Source organism: Streptococcus sp. GMD1S, assembly GCF_000296875.1.
Taxonomy (GTDB): Bacteria; Bacillota; Bacilli; order Lactobacillales; family Streptococcaceae; genus Streptococcus.
The window spans coordinates 1-22,258 of sequence record NZ_AJQY01000011.1 but is presented as its reverse complement, the minus strand read 5'-3'; the positions used below and the strand labels follow the sequence as shown (position 1 = coordinate 22,258).

The window sequence follows — 22,258 nt, the reverse complement described above, 5'->3', positions numbered from 1 at the left end:
TCGAAAATCACTAAAAATATGATATAATGAAGTGTTAGAAAATCAGGTTTCATTTGCCTGGAAAGGAAAAATTATGTCTGAAAAGAATTTTTATATTACAACACCGATTTACTATCCATCTGGTAAACTTCATATCGGTTCTGCCTACACAACCATCGCTTGTGATGTCCTAGCTCGATACAAACGCCTCATGGGCTATGATGTCTTTTATCTGACAGGTCTTGACGAGCATGGTCAGAAAATCCAGCAAAAAGCGGAAGAAGCTGGAATTACACCACAAGCCTATGTTGATGGGATGGCAGTTGGAGTTAAAGAACTCTGGCAATTACTTGATATCTCATATGATAAATTTATCCGTACCACTGATGACTACCATGAAAAAGTAGTGGCGCAAGTCTTTGAACGTTTACTTGCTCAAGATGACATCTACTTGGGTGAATACTCTGGCTGGTATTCAGTTTCAGATGAGGAATTCTTTACAGAAAGTCAGCTTGCGGAAGTTTTCCGTGATGAAGCTGGAAATGTGACAGGCGGTATCGCTCCATCAGGTCACGAAGTGGAATGGGTTTCTGAAGAATCTTACTTCCTGCGCCTCAGAAAATACCAAGACCGTTTGGTTGAATTTTTCAAATCGCACCCTGACTTCATCACTCCAGATGGTCGTCTTAATGAAATGTTGCGTAACTTCATCGAGCCAGGTTTGGAAGACTTAGCGGTTTCTCGTACAACCTTTACCTGGGGAGTTCCAGTCCCATCTAATCCAAAACACGTTGTCTATGTTTGGATTGATGCCCTTCTCAACTATGCGACTGCTCTTGGTTATGGTCAAGAGGATCATGCTAACTACGATAAATTCTGGAATGGAACAGTCTTCCATATGGTCGGAAAAGATATCCTTCGTTTCCACTCCATCTACTGGCCAATCCTTCTCATGATGTTGGATATGAAATTGCCTGATCGCTTGATTGCCCATGGTTGGTTCGTCATGAAAGACGGCAAGATGTCTAAGTCTAAAGGGAATGTCGTTTATCCTGAAATGTTAGTAGAGCGTTATGGACTGGATCCACTTCGTTACTACCTCATGCGTAGCCTTCCTGTTGGTTCAGATGGAACCTTCACTCCTGAGGACTACGTTGGCCGTATCAACTATGAATTGGCCAATGACCTTGGAAACCTCCTTAACCGTACGGTTTCTATGATTAACAAGTATTTTGATGGGCAAATCCCTGCCTATGTAGAGGGTGTGACTGAATTTGACAATGCTCTTGCTCAAGTAGCAGAGCAATCTATCTCTGACTTCCATACACACATGGAAGCCGTTGATTACCCACGTGCCCTTGAAGCAGTCTGGACTCTTATCTCACGTACCAACAAATACATCGATGAGACAGCCCCATGGGTCTTGGCTAAGGATGAAGAGCACCGTGACCAATTGGCAAGTGTCATGAGCCACTTGGCAGCTAGCCTTCGTGTCGTAGCTCACTTGATTGAGCCATTTATGATGGAAACCAGTCGTGCAGTCTTGACCCAGCTTGGATTGGCAGAAGTTGCTAGCCTTGAAAATTTGAACCTAGCTGACTTGCCATCAGATGTGAATGTTGTGGCCAAAGGAACACCAATCTTCCCACGTCTGGATATGGAAGAAGAGATTGCCTATATCAAGGAACAAATGGAAAGCAACAAGCCAGCCGTCGAAAAAGAATGGAATCCAGATGAAGTCGAACTCAAACTCAACAAGGATGAAATCAAGTTTGAAGACTTTGACAAGGTTGAGATCCGTGTCGCAGAAGTCAAAGAAGTGTCTAAAGTGGAAGGTTCTGACAAGTTGCTCCAATTCCGCCTAGATGCTGGTGATGGCGAAGACCGTCAAATCCTCTCAGGAATTGCAAAATACTATCCAAACGAACAAGAATTGGTCGGCAAGAAGGTACAAATCGTTGCCAACCTCAAACCACGCAAGATGATGAAAAAATATGTCAGCCAAGGGATGATTCTCTCAGCTGAACATGATGGCAAATTAACCCTTCTCACAGTGGATCCAGCTGTACCAAACGGAAGTGTGATTGGGTAAAAGCAAAAAACCAACGTTAGACACGTTGGTTTTTCTTGTTATGCGCTAGATTTTCTAAGAAGTACTCCATCTCCTTTTGAGACCGGAGAACAATTACTTTCTCTGGGTAGTTTTCTTGAACCCGTTGATAGCGTTCTTTAGCATTCTTTGTCCGCCCATCCCAGAGAATCCATCTGATAAAATCCCAGTCAAAGCGTTCAGGACAGCCTGCTGCCATACTTTCTCTGACCTTGCCTCGGTAAGTGAGATACCGTTTGAAGGCTCGAAAGAGACAAGTCCATGGTGAAAAATTGAGAAAGATGATTTGGTCAGCTTCCTGCATTCTTTCTTCATAGCAACACCAAGAGTAGTTGCCGTCGATGACCCAAGCTTCGTGCTTTGTGAGAAAGTTTTTCATCTCGTCCAGCATCCATTCGCGGTCACTGTCTTGCCAACCAGGTTGAAATTGGAGTGTGTCCATATGCAGTTTGGGGATGGAGTAGTAGTTTGACAACTTTTCAGCTAGAGTTGACTTGCCGGCTCCAGAATATCCTATGATTGCGATTTTCATTTTCTACCTTTTCTGATTAGAGGACAAAAAAACAGCCTCTATGGACTGTTTCTTATTTAGCAAGTTTAGCTGAAAGACGAGCTTTGTCGCGGCTTGCTTTGTTTTTATGAATCAAACCTTTAGTTTCTGCTTTGTCGATAGCTGAGCTAGCAGCACGGAAAAGTTCTTCAGAAGGGTTTGCTTCGAAAGCTTTGATAGCAGTACGCATAGCTGATTTTTGAGCTGAGTTTTTTTCGTTTTGTTTAACGTTCAATTCAGCGCGTTTGATAGCTGATTTAATGTTTGCCAATGTTCTTACCTCCATATTTACTAACTATACCATTATATATGAAAACTTAGGTTTTGACAAGGGGAAATTATTTTTTTAGGTAAATTTCATCGATTTCATGGTTTTTAGTCTTGTGGAGAATGACCTCGGCGCGATTCCTTGTTGGTTCGATATAGTTTTGTAGATTTGTGAGATTAATACTGGTCCAAACCTGATGTGCAAAGGCTTCAACTTCTCCAATTGGCATTTGCGTAAAGCGGTGGTAGTAGCTGTTGGGATCATTTTGGGCAAAGCTGAGGAGTTTTAAGAAACGATCCAGATACCAACTTTCAATGTCCTCAACTGCTGCATCCACATAGATGGAGAAATCAAAGAAATCAGTGATGTAAAGGCGCTCATTTTGAGGGTTTTGAAAGACATTGATGCCCTCGACAATGACAAAATCAGCAGCTTTGACACGTTGCTTCTCTCCAGGAACAATGTCATACACTTCATGAGAATAGACAGGAATATCGACATCTTGCCCATTCTTTAGGCGGTCAAGAAAATTCAGCAAGGTTTCCATATCATAACTTTCAGGAAAACCTTTGCGATTTAAGATATCTTGGTCTATCAAGGTTTGATTGGGATAGAGAAAACCGTCAGTTGTCACCAATTCTACAGTAGCATCTGGGAGAGTGCGTGATAGTAGAATCTGAATCAAGCGACTAGTAGTAGATTTCCCCACAGCAACGCTTCCAGAAACCCCAATGATAAAAGGCTGAGATTTACTTTCGCGTTGAAGAAAAATTCCTTTTGAAAATGCCAAATCATCCTTAGTGCGCTTGTAAATATGGATAAGATGGACAAGGGGAAGATAGACGTCTGTTACGTCCTGCAGACTAATCTGGTCATTGAAACTCTTGATGGATTCTAACTCTTCCTCTGTCAAGGGAGGGGTTGTTTTGCGATGCAATGATTGCCAAGTCTGGCGACTGATTTTTTCAAAATGTAAAAATTCGTTGGTCATTTGTTTTCCCCTAGATATTTTGTTTATCATACCATAAAAAGCTAAAAAGATAAAGCGGTTTCTTGATGGTAGTAAGTCAATATCGTATAATAGAGGTAGATGGAGGTTGAATAATTTAATGATGAGATAGAGAATGGTTTCTGAAGACTTATCAGTTATTGAAAGTGGGCTTTTTGGTTCACAACTTATAGGAGGTGTGTCATGAAAATCTTAAAAAGTTATATATTGGAACTCTGTTTTATTTTAAGTTTTGCCTTACCTTTTATAAGGGGAGCGAATGCGGATAATGGTAGACGCTTTGTAGAAACCTATTACGGTTTTACCTTCTTAATGGATCATCTCCTTGTAACAGCTGTCTTTATCTGCTCACTCTTGATTGCCTGGCTAGTAAAAAAGCAGTGGACGAAATGGCTTGCTGCTGGAAGTTATCTATTTTTGATTTTGTGGATTGCTACAGAAGGATATCTATTCCGTATGTCACTAGAAGATTTGATACGACTTTGGACAAGTTTGGAAATCTTGACACAAACTTATCAGTTGGGTTTTTATCTAAACATCATATTGGGAATCTTGTTGATAATAAAGTATTTTAAGGTTAAGAAATAGTAATAAAAATGCGCCTGATTGCAGACGAACTGTTTTTTCCTGACTATGATAATTTGTAGTTCCCGATAGATTGTAATGTATTTCTAATAATTGAAAGAGATTGAAGAAAAGGTTTTTTGACTAGGATTCTTCAGTCTTTTTCATTTGATCATCACTTTGTAAACGATTTACAATTCAAGCCAAATTATGGTAAAATAGTTTTATGAGTAAAATGTATTATGCAGAAAATCCTGATGCTGGTCACGACATTCATGAGTTGAGAGTGGAGTTGTTGGGAGAAAACATGACCTTTTTGACGGATGCGGGTGTTTTTAGCAAGAAAATGGTTGACTTTGGGAGTCAGCTCTTGCTCAAGTGTCTAGAGGTAAATGAAGGAGAGACGGTCCTTGATGTGGGTTGTGGTTATGGGCCATTGGGCTTGTCATTGGTCAAGGCTTATGGAGTTCAGGCAACCATGGTCGATATCAATAATCGTGCCTTGGACCTAGCGCGACAAAATGCTGAACGAAATAAAGTAGAAGCAACGATTTTCCAATCCAATATCTATGAACAAGTTGAAGGGAAGTTTGACCATGTTATTTCCAATCCGCCGATTCGAGCGGGCAAACAGGTTGTTCATGAGATTATCGAAAAGAGCAGAGAATTCTTGAAAGACGGAGGAGATTTAACCATCGTCATTCAGAAAAAACAAGGAGCTCCAAGTGCCAAAAGCAAGATGGAAGACGTTTTTGGAAATTGTGAAATCGTAAAGAAAGATAAGGGATACTATATCCTTAGAAGTGTGAAAGAATGAGAGCAGTTGATTTAATCCAAAAGAAACGAGATGGTCAAGAACTGACTTCAAATGAAATCAAATGGCTGGTAGAAGGCTATGTGGCTGGAACTGTTCCAGACTATCAGATGTCTGCTTTTGCTATGGCTGTTTATTTTAAAGGAATGACCACACGTGAGATTTCTGACCTGACGATGAATATGGTCAAGACAGGTCAGGAGTTTGATTTGTCAGCTATTGAGGGGGTTAAGGTTGACAAGCATTCGACTGGTGGTGTAGGTGATAAGGTGACCTTGATTTTGGCTCCCCTTGTTGCAAGTTTCGGAGTGCCCGTTGCTAAAATGAGTGGTCGTGGTCTTGGCCATACTGGTGGGACGATTGATAAATTGGAGTCCATTAAGGGCTATCAAGTCGAACGAAGTCAAGAAGATTTCATTCGTCAGGTACAGGACATTGGTGTATCTGTCATTGGGCAGTCAGATCAGCTGGTTAAAGCAGACAAACTTCTCTATGCCCTCCGAGATGTGACAGCAACTGTAGACACGATTCCTTTGATTGCGAGTTCGGTGATGAGCAAGAAAATTGCTGCAGGAGCGGATGCCATTTTGCTAGACGTAACGGTCGGTGAGGGTGCCTTCATGAAGACGGTTGATGAGGCGCGCGAATTGGCTCAAACCATGGTGGATCTTGGTAAGGCAGTTGGTCGAAAGACGGTAGCAGTCATTACCGATATGAGCCAACCCTTGGGAAGAGCCATTGGCAATCGTCTCGAAATCCTTGAGGCAATCGAGATTCTCCAAGGAAATGGCCGAGAAGATATTAGTCACTTTATCTGCGAGCTAGCTCAGATTATGCTTGGCTTGGCTGATGTTGAAAAAACGATTGAGGAAATCCGTCAACACCTGGAAAATGGCCAAGCACTGGCTAAGTTTGAAGAAATGGTAGCAGCACAAGGCGGTGATTTAGAAGATCTCTATCGCCCCGTCAAAGTTGCCCATGTGGTGGAAATTCCAGCTCAAGATACGGGTGTTATTTCAGCTCTTCCTGCAATGGAATTTGGCCTCTATGCCATGAGACTAGGAGCTGGTCGTGCAGTCAAGTCTGATGACTTGGACTATGAAACAGGGATTGTTTTTGAGAAGAAGGTTGGAGACTCCGTTCAAAAAGGGGAAATTGTTGCAAAAGTTTATACAAATGGAAAAATTTCTTCTGAACTAGTTACAGAATTTCAAAAATATGTTAAAATAAATGATGGAGTGCAAAGTTTACGAGAAATTATAGAAATTATCTCATAAAACCAGGGAGAATCCGAATATGAAGTTAAATAAATATATTGATCATACGCTTTTAAAGCAAGATGCAAGTCAAGAACAAATTGATCGTTTGCTATCTGAAGCGCGTGAGTATGACTTTGCCTGCGTTTGTGTCAATCCCACATGGGTGAAACATGCGAAAACAGGGCTCGAAGGCTCAGATGTAAAAGTTTGTACAGTAGTAGGTTTTCCTTTGGGAGCAGCAACTTCAGCTGTGAAAGCTTTTGAAACAAAAGAAGCTGTCCAAAACGGTGCGGATGAGATTGATATGGTTATCAATGTTGGTGCCCTCAAATCAGGCAATCTGGATTTGGTTGAATCGGACATCCGTGCTGTCGTAGAAGCAAGTGGTGACAAGTTGGTTAAGGTCATTATTGAAGCTTGCTTGTTGACAGACGATGAAAAGGTTGTGGCTTGCCAATTATCCCAGAAAGCAGGCGCTGACTTTGTCAAAACATCAACTGGATTTTCAACTGGTGGTGCCACTATTGAGGATGTTCAGTTGATGCGTGAAACAGTCGGGCCAGATATGGGAGTTAAGGCAGCTGGTGGAGCTCGTTCATATGCAGATGCTGTCGCTTTTGTGGAAGCAGGCGCTACCCGTATCGGAACATCTGCTGGTGTAGCGATTTTAAAAGGAGAATTGGCAGATGGCGACTACTGAGTTAATTGAACTAGCAATTGAAACCAGCAAACAAGCCTATGTCCCCTATTCTCATTTTCCCATAGGTGCTGTTTTAGTAGCCAAGGATGGTAGTGTTTATACGGGTGTGAACATCGAGAATGCTAGTTATCCCTTGACTAATTGTGGAGAACGTACTGCTATTTTTAAAGCAGTTTCGGAGGGGCAACGGGAGTTTTCAGAATTGATTGTCTACGGACAAACTGAAAAACCCATCTCGCCATGTGGTGCTTGCCGCCAGGTCATGGTTGAATTTTTTGAACAAGATCTAAAAGTGACTTTAGTCGCTAAAGATAAATCGACGGTCGAGATGACGGTCGGGGAGTTACTTCCATACTCATTTACAGACTTAAACTAGTCTGAGTCACTCTCTGAGTGATGCGGTCCTTGTGGCCAACCAATCCATACTTGCAACATCGTTGCACATCTTATTTAGGAGGTTCAGTAATGAACAAGAAACAATGGCTAGGCCTTGGTCTAGTTGCAGTAGCAGCAGTTGGACTTGCTGCATGTGGTAACCGCTCTTCTCGTAACGCAGCTTCATCTTCATCAGAAATGAAGACCAAAGCAGCAATCGTAACAGATACTGGTGGTGTTGATGATAAATCATTTAACCAATCAGCTTGGGAAGGTTTGCAAGACTGGGGTAAAGAACACAATCTTTCTAAAGATAAAGGTTACACTTACTTCCAATCAACAAGCGAAGCAGACTATGCTAACAACTTGCAACAAGCGGCTGGAAGTTACAACCTGATCTTCGGTGTTGGTTTTGCCCTTCACAATGCAGTTGAGGAAGCAGCAAAAGACCACTCTGACCTAAACTATGTCTTGATTGATGATGTGATTGAAGGTCAAAAGAATGTTGCGAGCGTAAGATTTGCGGATAACGAAGCAGCTTACCTTGCTGGTGTTGCAGCAGCGAAAACTACGAAAACAAAACAAGTTGGTTTTGTAGGTGGTATCGAATCTGAAGTTATTTCACGTTTTGCAGCTGGATTCAAAGCTGGTGTTGAGTCAGTCGACCCATCTATCAAAGTCCAAGTTGACTACGCTGGTTCATTTGGTGATGCTGCCAAAGGTAAAACAATTGCAGCAGCTCAATATGCTGCCGGTGCAGACGTTGTCTACCAAGCAGCTGGTGGTACAGGTGCTGGTGTCTTTGCTGAAGCAAAATCATTGAACGAAAACAAAAATGAAAACGAAAAAGTTTGGGTTATCGGTGTAGACCGTGACCAAGCAGCAGAAGGTAAATACACTTCTAAAGATGGTAAAGAATCTAACTTTGTTCTTGTATCTACATTGAAACAAGTTGGTACAACTGTAAAAGATATTGCCAACAAAACAGAAAAAGGTGAATTCCCTGGTGGACAAGTGATTGTTTACTCATTGAAAGATAAAGGGGTTGAGCTAGCAGTAACAAACCTTTCAGAAGAAGGTAAAAAAGCTGTTGAAGATGCAAAAGCTAAAATCCTTGACGGAAGCGTAAAAGTTCCTGAAAAATAATGGATAAAAGTCATTTCTTAGGAAGCGGCCATTGGTCGCTTCTTTAAGAATTGAGGCAACTTTTGTCTCAATAGAGCTTGTTAATGTGATTAGCAGGTTTTATTGAAATAAAATAAACCTCTGAAAGGAAGAGCATATGGCACACGAAAATGTCATTGAGATGCGGGATATTACCAAGGTGTTTGGTGAATTTGTAGCAAACGACAAAATCAACTTGCAACTGCGAAAAGGTGAAATCCATGCACTTTTAGGAGAAAATGGAGCGGGTAAATCCACTCTGATGAATATGCTGGCAGGACTTCTTGAACCAACGAGTGGTGAAATTGTGGTGAATGGTCAGGTTGTAAAACTAGACTCACCATCTAAAGCCGCTGGTCTTGGAATTGGGATGGTTCACCAACATTTCATGTTGGTTGAGGCTTTTACAGTAGCTGAGAATATCATTTTAGGAAGTGAAGTCACTAAAAATGGTGTTCTAGATATAGCTGGTGCTACTAAAGAAATCAAGGCTCTTTCTGAACGTTATGGTTTGGCAGTAGATCCTGCTGCTAAGGTGGCGGATATTTCCGTTGGTGCCCAACAACGTGTAGAAATCTTGAAAACACTCTATCGTGGTGCTGATATCCTTATCTTTGACGAACCTACAGCCGTATTGACTCCTTCAGAGATTGATGAGTTGATGGCAATCATGAAAAACCTTGTCAAAGAAGGGAAGTCTATCATTTTGATTACCCATAAACTGGATGAGATTCGTGCGGTATCGAATCGAGTGACGGTTATCCGTCGTGGGAAATCAATCCAGACAGTCGAAATTGCAGGCGCAACAAATGCGGACTTGGCAGAAATGATGGTTGGACGCTCAGTCTCCTTTAAAACGGAAAAACAAGCACCGCAACCCAAAGAAGTGGTCTTGTCTATCAAAGACTTGGTTGTCAATGAAAACCGCGGTGTACCAGCAGTAAAAAATCTCTCCTTGGATGTTCGTGCTGGTGAAATTGTCGGTATTGCAGGTATTGATGGCAATGGTCAATCTGAACTCATTCAAGCCATTACTGGTCTTCGTAAGGTTGAGTCAGGTAGCGTTGAATTAAAAGGCAAATCAATCGTGGGGATGCATCCTCGACAAATTACAGAACTAAGCGTGGGGCACGTTCCTGAAGATCGTCACCGTGATGGCTTGATTTTGGAGATGATGATTTCAGAAAATATCGCTCTTCAAACCTACTACAAAGAACCACTCAGCAAAAATGGCATCTTGAACTATGCCAATATCACTTCACATGCCAAGAAATTGATGGAAGAATTTGACGTCCGTGCGGCAAGCGAATTTGTTCCAGCGGCAGCTCTTTCAGGAGGAAATCAACAAAAAGCGATTATCGCTCGTGAGATTGATCGTGATCCTGATCTCCTTATCGTCAGCCAGCCAACTCGTGGTTTGGATGTCGGTGCCATTGAATATATCCACAAACGTTTGATTGAAGAGCGTGATAACGGGAAGGCTGTCCTTGTTGTCAGCTTTGAATTGGATGAGATTTTAAATGTCTCAGACCGAATTGCTGTTATTCACGATGGTAAGATTCAAGGTATTGTATCGCCAGAAACAACTAACAAACAAGAACTTGGTGTCTTGATGGCAGGTGGAAACTTGGGAAAGGAGAAGAGTGATGTCTAAAAAATTACAACAAATTTCGGTTCCCTTGATTTCCGTATTCTTAGGAATCTTGCTCGGAGCCATTGTCATGTGGATCTTCGGATATGATGCTATCTGGGGCTATGAGGAGTTGTTCTATACAGCTTTTGGTAGCCTCCGTGGGATTGGAGAAATTTTCCGTGCCATGGGTCCTCTTGTCTTGATAGGTCTTGGTTTTGCAGTTGCCAGTCGTGCAGGTTTCTTTAACGTCGGGCTTCCTGGTCAGGCTCTTGCGGGTTGGATCCTAAGTGGTTGGTTTGCCTTGTCAAATCCAGATATGCCTCGTCTCGTTTTGATTCCATTGACAGTGATCATTGCTTTGATCGCAGGTGGAATTGTTGGTGCGATTCCAGGTATCCTCAGAGCTTATCTCGGTACGTCAGAGGTTATCGTGACCATCATGATGAACTACATTGTATTGTATGTGGGAAATGCCTTTATTCATGCCTTTCCGAAAGATATTATGCAAAGTACAGACTCAACGATTCGTGTTAGTGCCAATGCTACTTACCAGACACCATGGTTATCAGAGTTGACTGGAAATTCTCGTATGAATATTGGAATCTTCTTTGCCATCATTGCTGTAGCTGTGATTTGGTTCTTGCTCAAGAAAACGACTCTCGGTTTTGAAATTCGCGCAGTTGGTCTCAATCCCCATGCTTCAGAGTACGCTGGTATTTCAGCAAAACGTACAATCATTCTATCAATGATTATCTCTGGTGCTTTGGCTGGTCTTGGTGGAGCGGTAGAAGGTCTTGGAACTTTCCAAAACGTTTACGTTCAAGGTTCGTCATTGGCTATCGGATTTAACGGGATGGCAGTTAGTTTGCTTGCTGGAAATTCACCAATTGGAATTCTCTTTGCGGCCTTCTTATTTGGAGTTTTGCAAGTAGGAGCACCGGGTATGAACGCAGCGCAAGTTCCGTCTGAGCTTGTTAGCATTGTAACAGCGTCTATTATCTTCTTTGTCAGCGTTCACTACATTATTGAACGCTTTGTCAAACCTAAAAAACAAGTTAAAGGAGGTAAGTAAGGATGTCTATTACAACATTACTCACCCTCTTGGTCTCTTCTATGCTGATTTACTCAGCACCACTTATTTTTACGAGTATCGGGGGAGTTTTCTCTGAACGTGGTGGTGTCGTTAACGTAGGTCTTGAAGGAATTATGGTTATGGGAGCCTTTTCTGGGGTTGTCTTTAACCTTGAGTTTGCAGAACAACTTGGAGCAGCGACTCCTTGGATTTCCTTGTTAGTTGCTGGTATCGTGGGAGCTATTTTCTCCCTCATCCATGCAGTCGCTACAGTTCATTTCCGTGCGGACCATGTTGTCAGTGGTACAGTATTGAACTTGATGGCTCCTGCCCTAGCGGTTTTCTTGGTTAAAGTTCTTTATAACAAAGGACAAACGGATAACTTAAGCCAGACTTTTGGACGTTTTGATTTCCCAGTTTTGGCTGATATCCCTGTGATTGGAGATATCTTCTTCAAGTCAACAAGTTTGCTAGGTTATATCGCGATTGCCTTCTCTTTCCTTGCATGGTTTATTCTCTTTAAGACCCGTTTTGGTCTTCGACTTCGCTCTGTTGGTGAACACCCTCAGGCAGCGGATACCTTGGGGATCAATGTCTACAAGATGCGATATCTTGGGGTTATTATTTCAGGTTTCCTAGGGGGAATTGGGGGAGCGATTTATGCTCAATCCATTTCAGTTAACTTCTCAGTGACAACTATTGTCGGTCCTGGATTTATCGCCCTTGCTGCAATGATCTTTGGTAAATGGAACCCAATTGGTGCTATGCTTTCTAGTCTTTTCTTTGGACTTTCACAAAGTTTGGCAGTTATCGGTTCTCAATTACCTTTCCTACAAGGAGTGCCAGCGGTTTACCTTCAAATCGCCCCTTATGTCTTGACCATTCTTGTCTTGGCAGCCTTCTTTGGAAAAGCAGTTGCGCCTAAGGCAGATGGTATCAACTACATCAAGTCAAAATAAGCATACAAAAAAACGCCAGTTTCAAACTGGCGTTTTATTTTTTAGGATTTTGATGTGTCAAGTTTAGTCCCCAAGGGACGAGATTTTCAGTTTTATTTTTGATACGTGTGATATTATCTTTGTGACGAATGATAATCAAGCTAGCAAGTGCTAGGATAATCAAAATGAAGAGAGGGTCATAGCTGTTCAGGATAAATCCAAATAGTGGAAATAGGAGAACTCCAATAACGGCTGCAATAGAAGCAGTAACGCTAGACAGTGAAATCATACTACCTAGATAGAGGCTTCCAAAGAATACGATTGCTAGATAGAGACAGAAAACAGGCGCAAATCCGAAAATCACTCCAGCACTGGTTGCGACAGCCTTGCCCCCTTTAAACCCTGCAAAGATAGGAAAGGTATGTCCAATCACGGCTAAAAGTCCAAAGACAAGTGGTGATACACCTTGTTGGTGGAAAAAAATAGGAAGTAGAGTGGCCAAGGTCCCTTTAAAGAAGTCAATCACAAAGGTTGCCATACCTGCCTTCTTACCTAAAATACGGAAAGTATTGGTCGTTCCAGTATTTCCAGAACCGTGTTCACGCAGATTGGTTTGAAAGAAAACTTGTCCAATCCATAGGCCAGACGGAATCGAACCTAGCAAATAAGCTAAAATTAATAATACAAATGTCATCATAGACCTATTATACCATGAAATGGTATAGAAAGTCAGAGAATATCCTGTGAAATTGTGACAGCTGAAAGGGAAAAGCTTTGCAAAATCGCTAGAAAACCTGTAAAATAGAAAAGATGAACAAATAGGAGGTTCCTTGTGTCAAAAAAGGAAATCAATATTAATAACTACAATGATGACGCCATTCAGGTGCTAGAAGGGTTGGATGCGGTCCGCAAACGTCCGGGGATGTATATTGGATCGACTGACGGTGCTGGTCTCCATCACCTAGTCTGGGAAATTGTGGATAATGCAGTCGATGAAGCCTTGTCTGGATTTGGTGACCGCATTGATGTGACCATCAATAAGGACGGCAGTCTAACTGTTCAAGACCATGGTCGTGGGATGCCAACCGGGATGCACGCCATGGGAATTCCAACTGTTGAAGTTATCTTTACCATTCTCCACGCTGGAGGAAAATTCGGTCAAGGTGGTTATAAGACATCAGGTGGTCTCCACGGAGTGGGATCTTCAGTCGTTAATGCCCTTTCTAGTTGGCTAGAAGTTGAAATTACTCGTGACGGTACAGTCTACAAGCAACGTTTTGAAAATGGTGGAAAACCTGTTACAACCTTGAAGAAAATTGGTACAGCACCCAAGTCTAAGACAGGTACCAAGGTTACCTTCATGCCTGACGCGACGATTTTTTCTACGACTGACTTCAAGTACAATACCATTTCTGAACGTCTCAATGAGTCAGCCTTTCTCTTAAAAAATGTCACCTTGTCTTTGACAGATAAGCGAACAGATGAAGCAATCGAATTCCATTATGAGAACGGGGTACAAGACTTTGTTTCTTACCTCAATGAAGACAAGGAAACATTGACGCCAGTCCTATACTTTGAAGGCGAAGACAATGGTTTCCAAGTGGAAGTTGCCCTCCAGTACAATGATGGATTTTCAGATAACATTCTGTCCTTTGTCAATAACGTTCGTACTAAAGATGGTGGAACGCATGAGACAGGACTTAAGTCTGCCATTACTAAGGTCATGAATGACTACGCTCGTAAGACAGGGCTCCTCAAGGAAAAAGATAAAAACCTAGAAGGGTCAGATTACCGTGAAGGACTAGCAGCTGTTCTTTCTATCCTAGTTCCGGAAGAACACCTCCAGTTTGAAGGACAGACCAAGGATAAACTAGGGAGTCCTCTGGCTCGTCCAGTTGTGGATGGGATTGTGGCTGATAAGTTAACCTTCTTCCTCATGGAAAATGGGGAACTGGCTTCCAATCTCATCCGTAAGGCTATCAAGGCTCGTGACGCTCGTGAAGCAGCACGCAAGGCGCGTGATGAGAGCCGAAATGGTAAGAAAAACAAGAAAGACAAGGGCTTGTTGTCTGGTAAATTAACACCAGCTCAGTCTAAAAACCCTGCCAAGAATGAACTCTACCTAGTCGAGGGAGACTCTGCCGGCGGTTCTGCTAAGCAAGGTCGTGACCGGAAATTCCAGGCTATCTTGCCCCTTCGTGGTAAGGTGATTAATACAGCCAAGGCCAAGATGGCAGATATCCTCAAAAATGAAGAAATCAATACCATGATTTATACCATCGGTGCGGGTGTGGGAGCAGACTTCTCCATTGAGGATGCCAATTATGACAAGATTATTATCATGACCGATGCGGATACCGATGGTGCCCACATTCAAACTCTTCTTTTAACCTTTTTCTACCGCTACATGCGTCCCCTAGTTGAGGCAGGACATGTCTATATCGCCCTTCCGCCTCTTTACAAGATGTCCAAAGGCAAAGGAAAGAAAGAAGAAGTGGCCTATGCTTGGACAGACGGTGAACTAGAAGAACTCCGCAAGCAGTTTGGCAAAGGCGCAACACTCCAACGATATAAAGGTCTTGGTGAGATGAACGCGGACCAACTCTGGGAAACAACCATGAATCCAGAAACCCGCACCCTCATCCGTGTCACGATTGAAGACTTAGCACGCGCCGAACGCCGTGTCAATGTCCTCATGGGAGACAAGGTCGAACCACGCCGTAAGTGGATTGAGGATAATGTTAAGTTTACGCTTGAGGAGAGTGGGGTGTTTTAAGATGTGTATTATTAAGATGTTATTAGACATATTAAACAGATTCACAGAAAAATGTAATATTTTATATTCAGACTATGATAAAAATCAAAAGAAAAAGGCACAAGAAAGACTCGACGCTTTGAAAGTTCTAGCCAATAAAGATTACATAATGAAAAATGTTAGTTCTAAAACTAAACAGAGCAGCTATTTTGTAAGAGCTATTTTTGCGACAGTTATAATGGTGGTTTTATTTCCCATAATTCTGTCTCTGAATGCACATAATAATTTATTGATTGGAATTTGTTCTATTTTCATATTATTCTTGTCACTGTCATATGCATACAATTCTTTTATAGTGTTTTTATTATCGCTCTTCAGATACTTCCGACAAATTATGTTTTCAGTTTTAATATTTGTAAACGCGTTTATTTTGGGAGATATATTAATTGGCAGTATTTCAAATCAAAATATTTCTAACAGAATAGTAAATTTTTTTACAAATTTATTTAAAGAGTATAGCTTACAAACAGAAATTGGTTTTGATAAATATCAATTTTGGTTTATATTTTTGATTATGACTTGTGCTTTGTGTTTATCTTTATATTTTGTTTTAAAAAGTTTAGATATATTTGAGCTAGAAAGTATGGAGAAAGAAAATGACTTAATAGTTGGTTTACTTACTATAACTACCTTCGTTATTAGTGCTGATTTTAACACAGTGAAACTAATAGGAATTTTCCTTTTTATTTTTATTATTCTTACGGCTTTTTTTACTGTTTTAAAATTACATTTCCTTTCAAAAAGATATGAAGAAGCACAAACTATATTTCAAGAACAATTACTTCTTAGATTTCCAGATTATCAAGAATTAAAGAAGTGTTATTATAGTGGAGGAGAAAAATATAGAGAAAAATTATTAAGCACAGAAAAGCTTTTAGAAGTTATTGTAAAAAATGAATTTAAATCTTTAAATGATTTAAAAAACTACGATGATTATAAACTTTATAAAGCAACGAGGTAAATATAATAGTGTTCACGTATCAAATAAATCTCTATATGAATCTTGCATTTACTCACTGTTAATAAATTTAATCACGGAATTAACAAGGATTATAAAATGAATGTTGAAATGTTTGAGGAATTGATTAAAGCGATTGATTCAACAGATTGGATTTCCAATTGGATTCAGATAGGTATAGGTGGCTTTTCAATTCTAGTACCTATAATTTATGCAACTTGGATTTCAAAAAAAGATACTAAAGAAATTGATGAACGACAACGAAAGCTAGAAATTATTCAATCTTCAATCGCGAGAAATATAGTAGAACTGACAAGTCAACAAAAGCAACTATCTAAAACTCAAAAAAAGGTTGAAGAGAGTTTAAGAGAACTTAAAGAAATGGCTCGACAATCAAGGAAGTCAAATCTATTAAAATTACAAAGTGATTTCCCAATATTCTATAGAGCACTAGATGATTTTGAATGGGAATATAACAAACTTTTGAATTTTATTAATGATTTTAATTCTAAAAAGAATTTATCTTCAAATATTGAAAATGAAATAGGAGAAATATTCTTAGCAATTGAAGATTTAATAGAATCGGAAATTAATCATCTGAATACTGAAGAAGTTCCGCCGTTGGTTTTAGCTTATTTTAACAAATTATTAAGAGCAGTAAACTCTTTATCGAAGTATTATTCGACAAATTTTGACGATGTTCAATGTATACATTTTATAGAGAATGCTTTTCCAAAGCTCACGATAGCAAGAAAAGAATTACTTGTTTTTGTATATAATTGAAGCTCTTTATATTATTTAGATTTTATAAAGCTTGTATAGTTTTCTTAATTTTTTAAATTTTAAGAGACTATTCAATATAATAAAAGATCTGTTACCTTATAGAAAAAGAGTGTGATAAACATGAGAATAGAAACAGACATGCTCGATTTAATTTTACAAACCGCAAAAGCGCTAAAAGTCAATGCCGTCGCTATTTCCGGCTCGCGGACAAACCCAAATGCTCCCAAGGACGAGTTCCAAGACTATGATGTGGTCTACATTGTGGAGAATTTGGACGCTCTGGCGGCTGATCTTTCTTGGTTGGAAAGGCTTGGCAAGCGCATGATTGAGCAACATAATGTATTAGGCAACCGCCGCCTTTATCTTATGCTCTTTGAGGATGGCAATCGGATAGATTTGACCCTTTGCCCCAAAGACCACATTCAAGAGTGGGTGGATAGTGAAGCTGACTATACAGTTTTGAAAGATGAGAAAGGCTTGTTTGACTCCCATACTACAAATTCTCAACGTTACTGGACAAGTCCAGCTAGTGCGATTGAGTTTGAAAAAGCCTGCAATGAATTTTGGTGGGTGTCAGCCTACGTGGTTAAAGGGATTTGTCGCAAGCAAGCCATCTATGCCACGGATCATCTCTACGGAATTTGTCAACAAGAACTCTTGAAGGTCTTGGCTTGGCAGGTAGCAAGTGATAGGGGCACGGTTGATGTTGGCAAGAACTACAAGTATCTCTTTAGCTACTTGCCTGCTGAGAAAGAGAAGGAATTCTCAAATCTACTTGATTTTTCAAGTAGTGACAAAATCACTCAATCTTTGTTTGCTACGATGGACCTTTTCCACCGAGAGGCTCAGTTCCTTGCTCAAAAAATGGGATTTAACTACGATAAAGAAGTAGCTGAGAAGATGATTCAGTATGCTGAGGAGAGACTTTCAAATCACCAACTAAATAAAGTATATATTTTAAAAGATTAAACTACAGAAAAGATAGTTTAGTTATATTTAGTAACTGAACACGGAACTAATTTCTGTAAATTATCCCTTATTCTATAAAAACCACTCTACATTCTTTGAAAGGAGTTGAACACGCCCTAAATGCTGTGTGAAAAAGATAGATTCTCTTGTGAGCATCGCTCACTGCAATAATTTCCTATTTTCACTTTGCATTTTACGGGCTTAGTATCCTATGTCTAACATTCAAAACATGTCCCTGGAGGACATCATGGGAGAGCGCTTTGGTCGCTACTCCAAATACATCATTCAAGACCGAGCTTTGCCAGACATTCGGGATGGATTGAAGCCGGTTCAGCGTCGTATTCTTTATTCGATGAATAAAGATGGCAATACCTTTGACAAGAGCTACCGTAAGTCAGCCAAGTCTGTCGGGAACATCATGGGGAATTTCCACCCACACGGTGATTCTTCTATCTATGATGCCATGGTTCGTATGTCACAGGACTGGAAAAACCGTGAGATTCTAGTTGAAATGCACGGTAATAACGGTTCTATGGACGGGGATCCGCCTGCGGCTATGCGTTATACCGAGGCTCGTTTGTCTGAGATTGCTGGTTATCTTCTTCAAGATATCGAAAAGAAGACAGTTCCCTTTGCTTGGAACTTTGACGATACCGAGAAAGAACCTACTGTCTTACCAGCAGCATTTCCAAACCTCTTGGTCAATGGTTCGACTGGAATTTCGGCTGGTTACGCTACAGACATTCCTCCCCATAATTTAGCTGAGGTTATTGATGCGACGGTTTACATGATTGACCACCCAACAGCCAAGGTGGACAAACTCATGGAATTCTTGCCTGGGCCAGACTTCCCTACAGGAGCTATCATCCAAGGGCGTGACGAAATAAAGAAGGCTTATGAAACTGGGAAAGGGCGCGTGGTTGTTCGTTCTAAGACGGAGATTGAAAAGCTAAAAGGCGGTAAGGAGCAAATCGTTATCACTGAGATTCCTTATGAAACTAACAAAGCGACTCTAGTCAAAGATATTGATAAAATCCGTGTCAATAACAAGGTAGCGGGGATTGCCGAGGTTCGTGATGAGTCTGACCGTGACGGTCTTCGCATTGCTATCGAACTCAAGAAAGACGCTAATACCGAGCTGGTTCTTAACTATCTCTTCAAGTACACAGACCTGCAAATCAATTACAACTTCAACATGGTAGCGATTGATAATTTCACGCCTCGTCAGGTCGGGATTGTTCCAATCTTGTCTAGCTACATCGCCCACCGTCGTGAAGTGATTTTGGCACGTTCCCGCTTTGATAAGGAAAAGGCTGAGAAACGTCTGCATATCGTTGAAGGTTTGATTCGCGTGATTTCGATTTTGGACGAAGTCATTGCCCTTATCCGTGCTTCTGAGAATAAGGCTGACGCCAAGGAAAACCTCAAGGTCAGCTATGAGTTTACAGAAGAGCAGGCTGAGGCCATCGTAACCTTGCAACTGTATCGTTTGACCAATACAGACGTAGTTGTCTTGCAGGAAGAAGAAGCAGAACTTCGCGAAAAAATTGCTATGCTTGCTGCTATCATCGGTGATGAACGGACTATGTACAATCTCATGAAAAAAGAGCTTCGTGAGGTTAAGAAGAAATTTGCGACTCCACGTTTAAGTGCTTTAGAAGATACAGCAAACGTAATTGAGATTGATACAGCGAGCCTCATCGCAGAGGAAGATACCTATGTCAGCGTGACCAAGGCAGGTTACATCAAGCGTACTAGTCCTCGTTCCTTTGCGGCTTCAACGCTGGAAGAAATTGGCAAGCGTGATGATGATCGTTTGATCTTTGTTCAATCTGCCAAGACAACCCAGCATCTCTTGATGTTCACGACTCTTGGGAATGTCATCTATCGACCAATCCACGAATTGGCAGATATTCGTTGGAAGGATATTGGAGAGCATCTAAGCCAAACTGTCACAAACTTCGAAACTAATGAAGAAATCCTTTATGTTGAAGTGGTAGATCAGTTTCATGATGCGACAACCTACTTTGCTGCAACTCGTCTTGGTCAAATCAAACGTGTAGAACGCAAAGAGTTCTCTCCATGGCGGACCTACAAGTCTAAATCTGTCAAGTACGCTAAACTTAAAGACGAGACAGACCAGATTGTAGCAGTGACTCCAATTAAACTAGATGATGTTCTCTTGATTAGTCAAAACGGTTATGCCCTTCGTTTCAATATCGAAGAGGTTCCAGTTGTTGGTGCCAAGGCGGCAGGGGTCAAGGCTATGAACCTAAAAGCAGATGATGCGCTTCAGGCAGCCTTTATCTGTAACACCTCATCCTTCTACCTCTTGACCCAACGTGGAAGCTTGAAACGCGTTTCCATTGAGGAAATTCCAGCAACCAGTCGTGCCAAACGAGGCCTACAAGTCTTGCGTGAGTTGAAAAACAAACCGCACCGTGTCTTCTTGGCTGGAGCAGTTGCAGAGCAAGGTTTCGTTGGTGATCTTTTTAGTACAGAAGTAGAAGAAAACGACCAAACGCTCCTTGTCCAATCTAACAAGGGACCAATCTATGAGTGTCGATTGCAAGACCTCAACTTGTCAGAACGTACTAGCAATGGAAGCTTCATTTCTGACACCATTTCAGATGAAGAAGTTTTCGATGCTTACCTCAAAGAAGTCTTTAAAGAGGACAAAACAAATTCGTAAAAAGAATCAGTCCAGAGGGCTGATTTCTTTATGTTGAAAAAATTTTCAGAAAATTACAAATAATACTTGAAATTTTACTAGAAAAGTGTAGAATAGAACACATAGCTTGAATAGTATAAAGGAGAAACACATGACAGTTGCAATTGATTGGGAAAACCTTGGATTTTCTTATATGAAATTACCTTATCGCTATATCGCTCACTACAAAAATGGTCAATGGGATCAAGGAGAATTGACAGAGGATGCGACCTTGCATATTTCAGAGTCTTCTCCAAGTCTCCACTATGGACAGCAAGCATTTGAGGGATTGAAAGCCTATCGTACCAAGGACGGCAGTGTTCAATTGTTCCGTCCTGACGAAAATGCTAAGCGTTTGCAACGTACTTGTGACCGTCTTTTGATGCCACAAGTTCCAACAGAAATGTTTGTAGAAGCTTGTAAAGCAGTTGTGCGTGCAAATGAAGAATACGTACCACCATATGGAACAGGTGGAACTCTTTATCTTCGTCCACTTTTGATTGGTGTTGGGGATATTATTGGGGTTAAACCAGCAGAAGAGTATATTTTCACCATCTTTGCTATGCCAGTTGGTAACTATTTTAAAGGTGGTTTAGTCCCAACAAATTTCTTGATTCAGGATGAATACGACCGTGCAGCTCCGAATGGTACAGGTGCGGCCAAGGTAGGTGGAAACTATGCTGCAAGTCTCCTCCCAGGTAAAATGGCCAAGTCACGCCAATTTTCAGATGTTATCTACCTAGACCCATCTACACATACAAAGATTGAAGAAGTCGGTTCAGCTAACTTCTTTGGAATTACAGCTGACAATGAATTTGTAACACCATTGAGTCCATCTATCTTGCCATCTATTACCAAGTATTCTTTGCTTTACTTGGCAGAACACCGCTTGGGCTTGACACCGATTGAAGGTGATGTTCCAATTGATAATTTGGATCGTTTTGTAGAGGCAGGAGCTTGTGGTACAGCAGCGGTCATTTCGCCAATTGGAGGTATCCAACATGGCGATGATTTCCATGTTTTCTATAGCGAAACAGAAGTAGGTCCTGTTACACGTAAACTCTATGATGAATTGACTGGTATCCAATTTGGTGACGTAGAAGCACCAGAAGGATGGATTGTCAAAGTGGACTAAAAGACATGAAATAAAGAAGAGCTCCATAGCAGTTGTAAGGACTGAAATGGAGTTTTTTCTTGCTAGTTTGAGCATTTTCTTGTACAATAGAAAAAGTGAAAAGAGGTACAGTATGAGTAAAAAAGATAAGAAAATTGAAATCCAATTAACAGATGCAAAAGTGACTGTTGGAAAAGACAGTTATGAAGGTTACGTTTTGATGATCGGGAAAAAGGTTATTGGGGAAATTGCCGAATTAGATAGCCAATTTGCCATCATAAAGAATGGAAATGTCGATAGTTTTTATAAAAAACTTGAAAAAGCTGTGGAAATTTTGATTGAAAACTATAATTTGACAAAATAATACTTGTTTTATTGAAAATTTCATGATATAATAGTTCTCGTTAAACATTGGAGAGATAGCGAAGAGGCTAAACGCGGCGGACTGTAAATCCGCTCCTTCGGGTTCGGGGG

General features: G+C 40.9%; 21 protein-coding genes. 17 read left to right on the top strand and 4 right to left on the bottom strand.

Features of this window, described 5'->3' with window-relative positions; all coding sequences use genetic code 11:
• Positions 1-73 precede the first annotated feature (73 nt).
• Complete coding sequence (gene metG, locus GMD1S_RS02870) at positions 74-2,071, top strand: methionine--tRNA ligase (RefSeq protein ID WP_001291360.1); 1,998 nt, start codon at positions 74-76, stop codon at positions 2,069-2,071.
• A 16-nt stretch (positions 2,072-2,087) separates the two neighbouring features.
• Here the strand turns inward: metG and GMD1S_RS02865 are convergent, their stop codons facing one another.
• The 3 genes from GMD1S_RS02865 to coaA all read right to left on the bottom strand — a co-directional run bounded on the left by GMD1S_RS02865 (position 2,088) and on the right by coaA (position 3,898).
• Positions 2,088-2,621, bottom strand: a complete 534-nt coding sequence (locus tag GMD1S_RS02865) for a DNA topology modulation protein (protein WP_000684208.1) — start codon at positions 2,619-2,621, stop codon at positions 2,088-2,090.
• Positions 2,622-2,673: 52 nt separating this feature from the next.
• The gene (gene rpsT, locus GMD1S_RS02860; protein ID WP_001274000.1) at positions 2,674-2,910 is read right to left on the bottom strand and encodes a 30S ribosomal protein S20; all 237 of its coding nucleotides are present in this window, start codon (positions 2,908-2,910) and stop codon (positions 2,674-2,676) included.
• Positions 2,911-2,977: 67 nt separating this feature from the next.
• A complete protein-coding gene (coaA, locus tag GMD1S_RS02855; RefSeq protein WP_000180519.1) occupies positions 2,978-3,898 on the bottom strand; it encodes a type I pantothenate kinase in 921 nt (306 codons plus the stop codon).
• A 201-nt stretch (positions 3,899-4,099) separates the two neighbouring features.
• Here coaA and GMD1S_RS02850 point away from each other — a divergent pair, with 201 nt between their 5' ends.
• The 9 genes from GMD1S_RS02850 to GMD1S_RS02810 all read left to right on the top strand — a co-directional run bounded on the left by GMD1S_RS02850 (position 4,100) and on the right by GMD1S_RS02810 (position 12,456).
• Positions 4,100-4,504: a hypothetical protein gene (locus tag GMD1S_RS02850; RefSeq protein WP_000698116.1), complete on the top strand. Its 405-nt coding sequence runs from the start codon at positions 4,100-4,102 to the stop codon at positions 4,502-4,504.
• Positions 4,505-4,706: 202 nt separating this feature from the next.
• A complete protein-coding gene (locus tag GMD1S_RS02845; protein WP_008277670.1) occupies positions 4,707-5,297 on the top strand; it encodes a class I SAM-dependent methyltransferase in 591 nt (196 codons plus the stop codon).
• A complete protein-coding gene (locus tag GMD1S_RS02840; RefSeq protein ID WP_001202940.1) occupies positions 5,294-6,571 on the top strand; it encodes a pyrimidine-nucleoside phosphorylase in 1,278 nt (425 codons plus the stop codon). Before GMD1S_RS02845 ends, GMD1S_RS02840 begins: the two co-directional genes overlap by 4 nt.
• 19 nt (positions 6,572-6,590) lie before the next feature.
• Complete coding sequence (gene deoC, locus GMD1S_RS02835; protein ID WP_000773693.1) at positions 6,591-7,253, top strand: deoxyribose-phosphate aldolase; 663 nt, start codon at positions 6,591-6,593, stop codon at positions 7,251-7,253.
• Entirely contained in the window at positions 7,240-7,629 is a 390-nt protein-coding gene (locus GMD1S_RS02830; protein WP_000246113.1) for a cytidine deaminase, read from the top strand. The genes deoC and GMD1S_RS02830 overlap by 14 nt, the downstream gene beginning before the upstream one ends.
• An 89-nt stretch (positions 7,630-7,718) precedes the next feature.
• Positions 7,719-8,774 (top strand): BMP family lipoprotein, encoded by a 1,056-nt coding sequence (locus GMD1S_RS02825; protein WP_001036150.1) that lies wholly within the window; start codon positions 7,719-7,721, stop codon positions 8,772-8,774.
• 136 nt (positions 8,775-8,910) lie between these two features.
• Positions 8,911-10,446, top strand: coding sequence for an ABC transporter ATP-binding protein (locus GMD1S_RS02820; protein WP_000929838.1), 1,536 nt, complete (start codon positions 8,911-8,913; stop codon positions 10,444-10,446).
• Positions 10,439-11,497, top strand: coding sequence for an ABC transporter permease (locus GMD1S_RS02815; RefSeq protein ID WP_000038681.1), 1,059 nt, complete (start codon positions 10,439-10,441; stop codon positions 11,495-11,497). The genes GMD1S_RS02820 and GMD1S_RS02815 overlap by 8 nt, the downstream gene beginning before the upstream one ends.
• Before the next feature lie 2 nt (positions 11,498-11,499).
• Positions 11,500-12,456: an ABC transporter permease gene (locus tag GMD1S_RS02810; RefSeq protein ID WP_000029131.1), complete on the top strand. Its 957-nt coding sequence runs from the start codon at positions 11,500-11,502 to the stop codon at positions 12,454-12,456.
• Between the two features lie 34 nt (positions 12,457-12,490).
• On the opposite strand, the gene plsY is transcribed toward GMD1S_RS02810, so the two are convergent.
• Positions 12,491-13,132, bottom strand: a complete 642-nt coding sequence (plsY, locus tag GMD1S_RS02805) for a glycerol-3-phosphate 1-O-acyltransferase PlsY (RefSeq protein WP_008277663.1) — start codon at positions 13,130-13,132, stop codon at positions 12,491-12,493.
• A gap of 135 nt (positions 13,133-13,267) precedes the next feature.
• Here plsY and parE point away from each other — a divergent pair, with 135 nt between their 5' ends.
• The 7 genes from parE to GMD1S_RS02770 all read left to right on the top strand — a co-directional run bounded on the left by parE (position 13,268) and on the right by GMD1S_RS02770 (position 22,148).
• Complete coding sequence (gene parE / locus GMD1S_RS02800) at positions 13,268-15,211, top strand: DNA topoisomerase IV subunit B (RefSeq protein WP_000037297.1); 1,944 nt, start codon at positions 13,268-13,270, stop codon at positions 15,209-15,211.
• A 1-nt stretch (position 15,212) separates the two neighbouring features.
• Positions 15,213-16,211, top strand: coding sequence for a hypothetical protein (locus GMD1S_RS02795; RefSeq protein ID WP_000334950.1), 999 nt, complete (start codon positions 15,213-15,215; stop codon positions 16,209-16,211).
• A gap of 96 nt (positions 16,212-16,307) precedes the next feature.
• Complete coding sequence (locus GMD1S_RS02790) at positions 16,308-16,991, top strand: hypothetical protein (RefSeq protein ID WP_001100251.1); 684 nt, start codon at positions 16,308-16,310, stop codon at positions 16,989-16,991.
• Positions 16,992-17,111: 120 nt separating this feature from the next.
• Positions 17,112-17,960, top strand: a complete 849-nt coding sequence (locus tag GMD1S_RS02785) for an aminoglycoside 6-adenylyltransferase (protein ID WP_001217742.1) — start codon at positions 17,112-17,114, stop codon at positions 17,958-17,960.
• Between the two features lie 211 nt (positions 17,961-18,171).
• Positions 18,172-20,652: a DNA topoisomerase IV subunit A gene (gene parC, locus GMD1S_RS02780; protein ID WP_008277657.1), complete on the top strand. Its 2,481-nt coding sequence runs from the start codon at positions 18,172-18,174 to the stop codon at positions 20,650-20,652.
• A 115-nt stretch (positions 20,653-20,767) separates the two neighbouring features.
• On the top strand, positions 20,768-21,805 hold the full coding sequence (locus GMD1S_RS02775; protein WP_337460029.1) for a branched-chain amino acid aminotransferase: 1,038 nt from the start codon (positions 20,768-20,770) through the stop codon (positions 21,803-21,805).
• Between the two features lie 112 nt (positions 21,806-21,917).
• A complete protein-coding gene (locus GMD1S_RS02770) occupies positions 21,918-22,148 on the top strand; it encodes a DUF2969 domain-containing protein (protein WP_000037104.1) in 231 nt (76 codons plus the stop codon).
• Positions 22,149-22,258: the final 110 nt, after the last annotated feature.

Coding starts and splice junctions, on each gene's coding strand:
- metG (WP_001291360.1), top strand. CDS start 74: ATGTCTGAAAAGAATTTTTATATTACAACACCGATTTACTATCCATCT.
- GMD1S_RS02815 (WP_000038681.1), top strand. CDS start 10,439: ATGTCTAAAAAATTACAACAAATTTCGGTTCCCTTGATTTCCGTATTC.
- GMD1S_RS02770 (WP_000037104.1), top strand. CDS start 21,918: ATGAGTAAAAAAGATAAGAAAATTGAAATCCAATTAACAGATGCAAAA.
- GMD1S_RS02845 (WP_008277670.1), top strand. CDS start 4,707: ATGAGTAAAATGTATTATGCAGAAAATCCTGATGCTGGTCACGACATT.
- GMD1S_RS02795 (WP_000334950.1), top strand. CDS start 15,213: ATGTGTATTATTAAGATGTTATTAGACATATTAAACAGATTCACAGAA.
- GMD1S_RS02865 (WP_000684208.1), bottom strand. CDS start 2,621: ATGAAAATCGCAATCATAGGATATTCTGGAGCCGGCAAGTCAACTCTA.
- coaA (WP_000180519.1), bottom strand. CDS start 3,898: ATGACCAACGAATTTTTACATTTTGAAAAAATCAGTCGCCAGACTTGG.
- GMD1S_RS02850 (WP_000698116.1), top strand. CDS start 4,100: ATGAAAATCTTAAAAAGTTATATATTGGAACTCTGTTTTATTTTAAGT.
- GMD1S_RS02785 (WP_001217742.1), top strand. CDS start 17,112: ATGAGAATAGAAACAGACATGCTCGATTTAATTTTACAAACCGCAAAA.
- plsY (WP_008277663.1), bottom strand. CDS start 13,132: ATGATGACATTTGTATTATTAATTTTAGCTTATTTGCTAGGTTCGATT.
- deoC (WP_000773693.1), top strand. CDS start 6,591: ATGAAGTTAAATAAATATATTGATCATACGCTTTTAAAGCAAGATGCA.
- GMD1S_RS02840 (WP_001202940.1), top strand. CDS start 5,294: ATGAGAGCAGTTGATTTAATCCAAAAGAAACGAGATGGTCAAGAACTG.
- GMD1S_RS02820 (WP_000929838.1), top strand. CDS start 8,911: ATGGCACACGAAAATGTCATTGAGATGCGGGATATTACCAAGGTGTTT.
- parC (WP_008277657.1), top strand. CDS start 18,172: ATGTCTAACATTCAAAACATGTCCCTGGAGGACATCATGGGAGAGCGC.
- GMD1S_RS02825 (WP_001036150.1), top strand. CDS start 7,719: ATGAACAAGAAACAATGGCTAGGCCTTGGTCTAGTTGCAGTAGCAGCA.
- GMD1S_RS02830 (WP_000246113.1), top strand. CDS start 7,240: ATGGCGACTACTGAGTTAATTGAACTAGCAATTGAAACCAGCAAACAA.
- GMD1S_RS02810 (WP_000029131.1), top strand. CDS start 11,500: ATGTCTATTACAACATTACTCACCCTCTTGGTCTCTTCTATGCTGATT.
- GMD1S_RS02790 (WP_001100251.1), top strand. CDS start 16,308: ATGAATGTTGAAATGTTTGAGGAATTGATTAAAGCGATTGATTCAACA.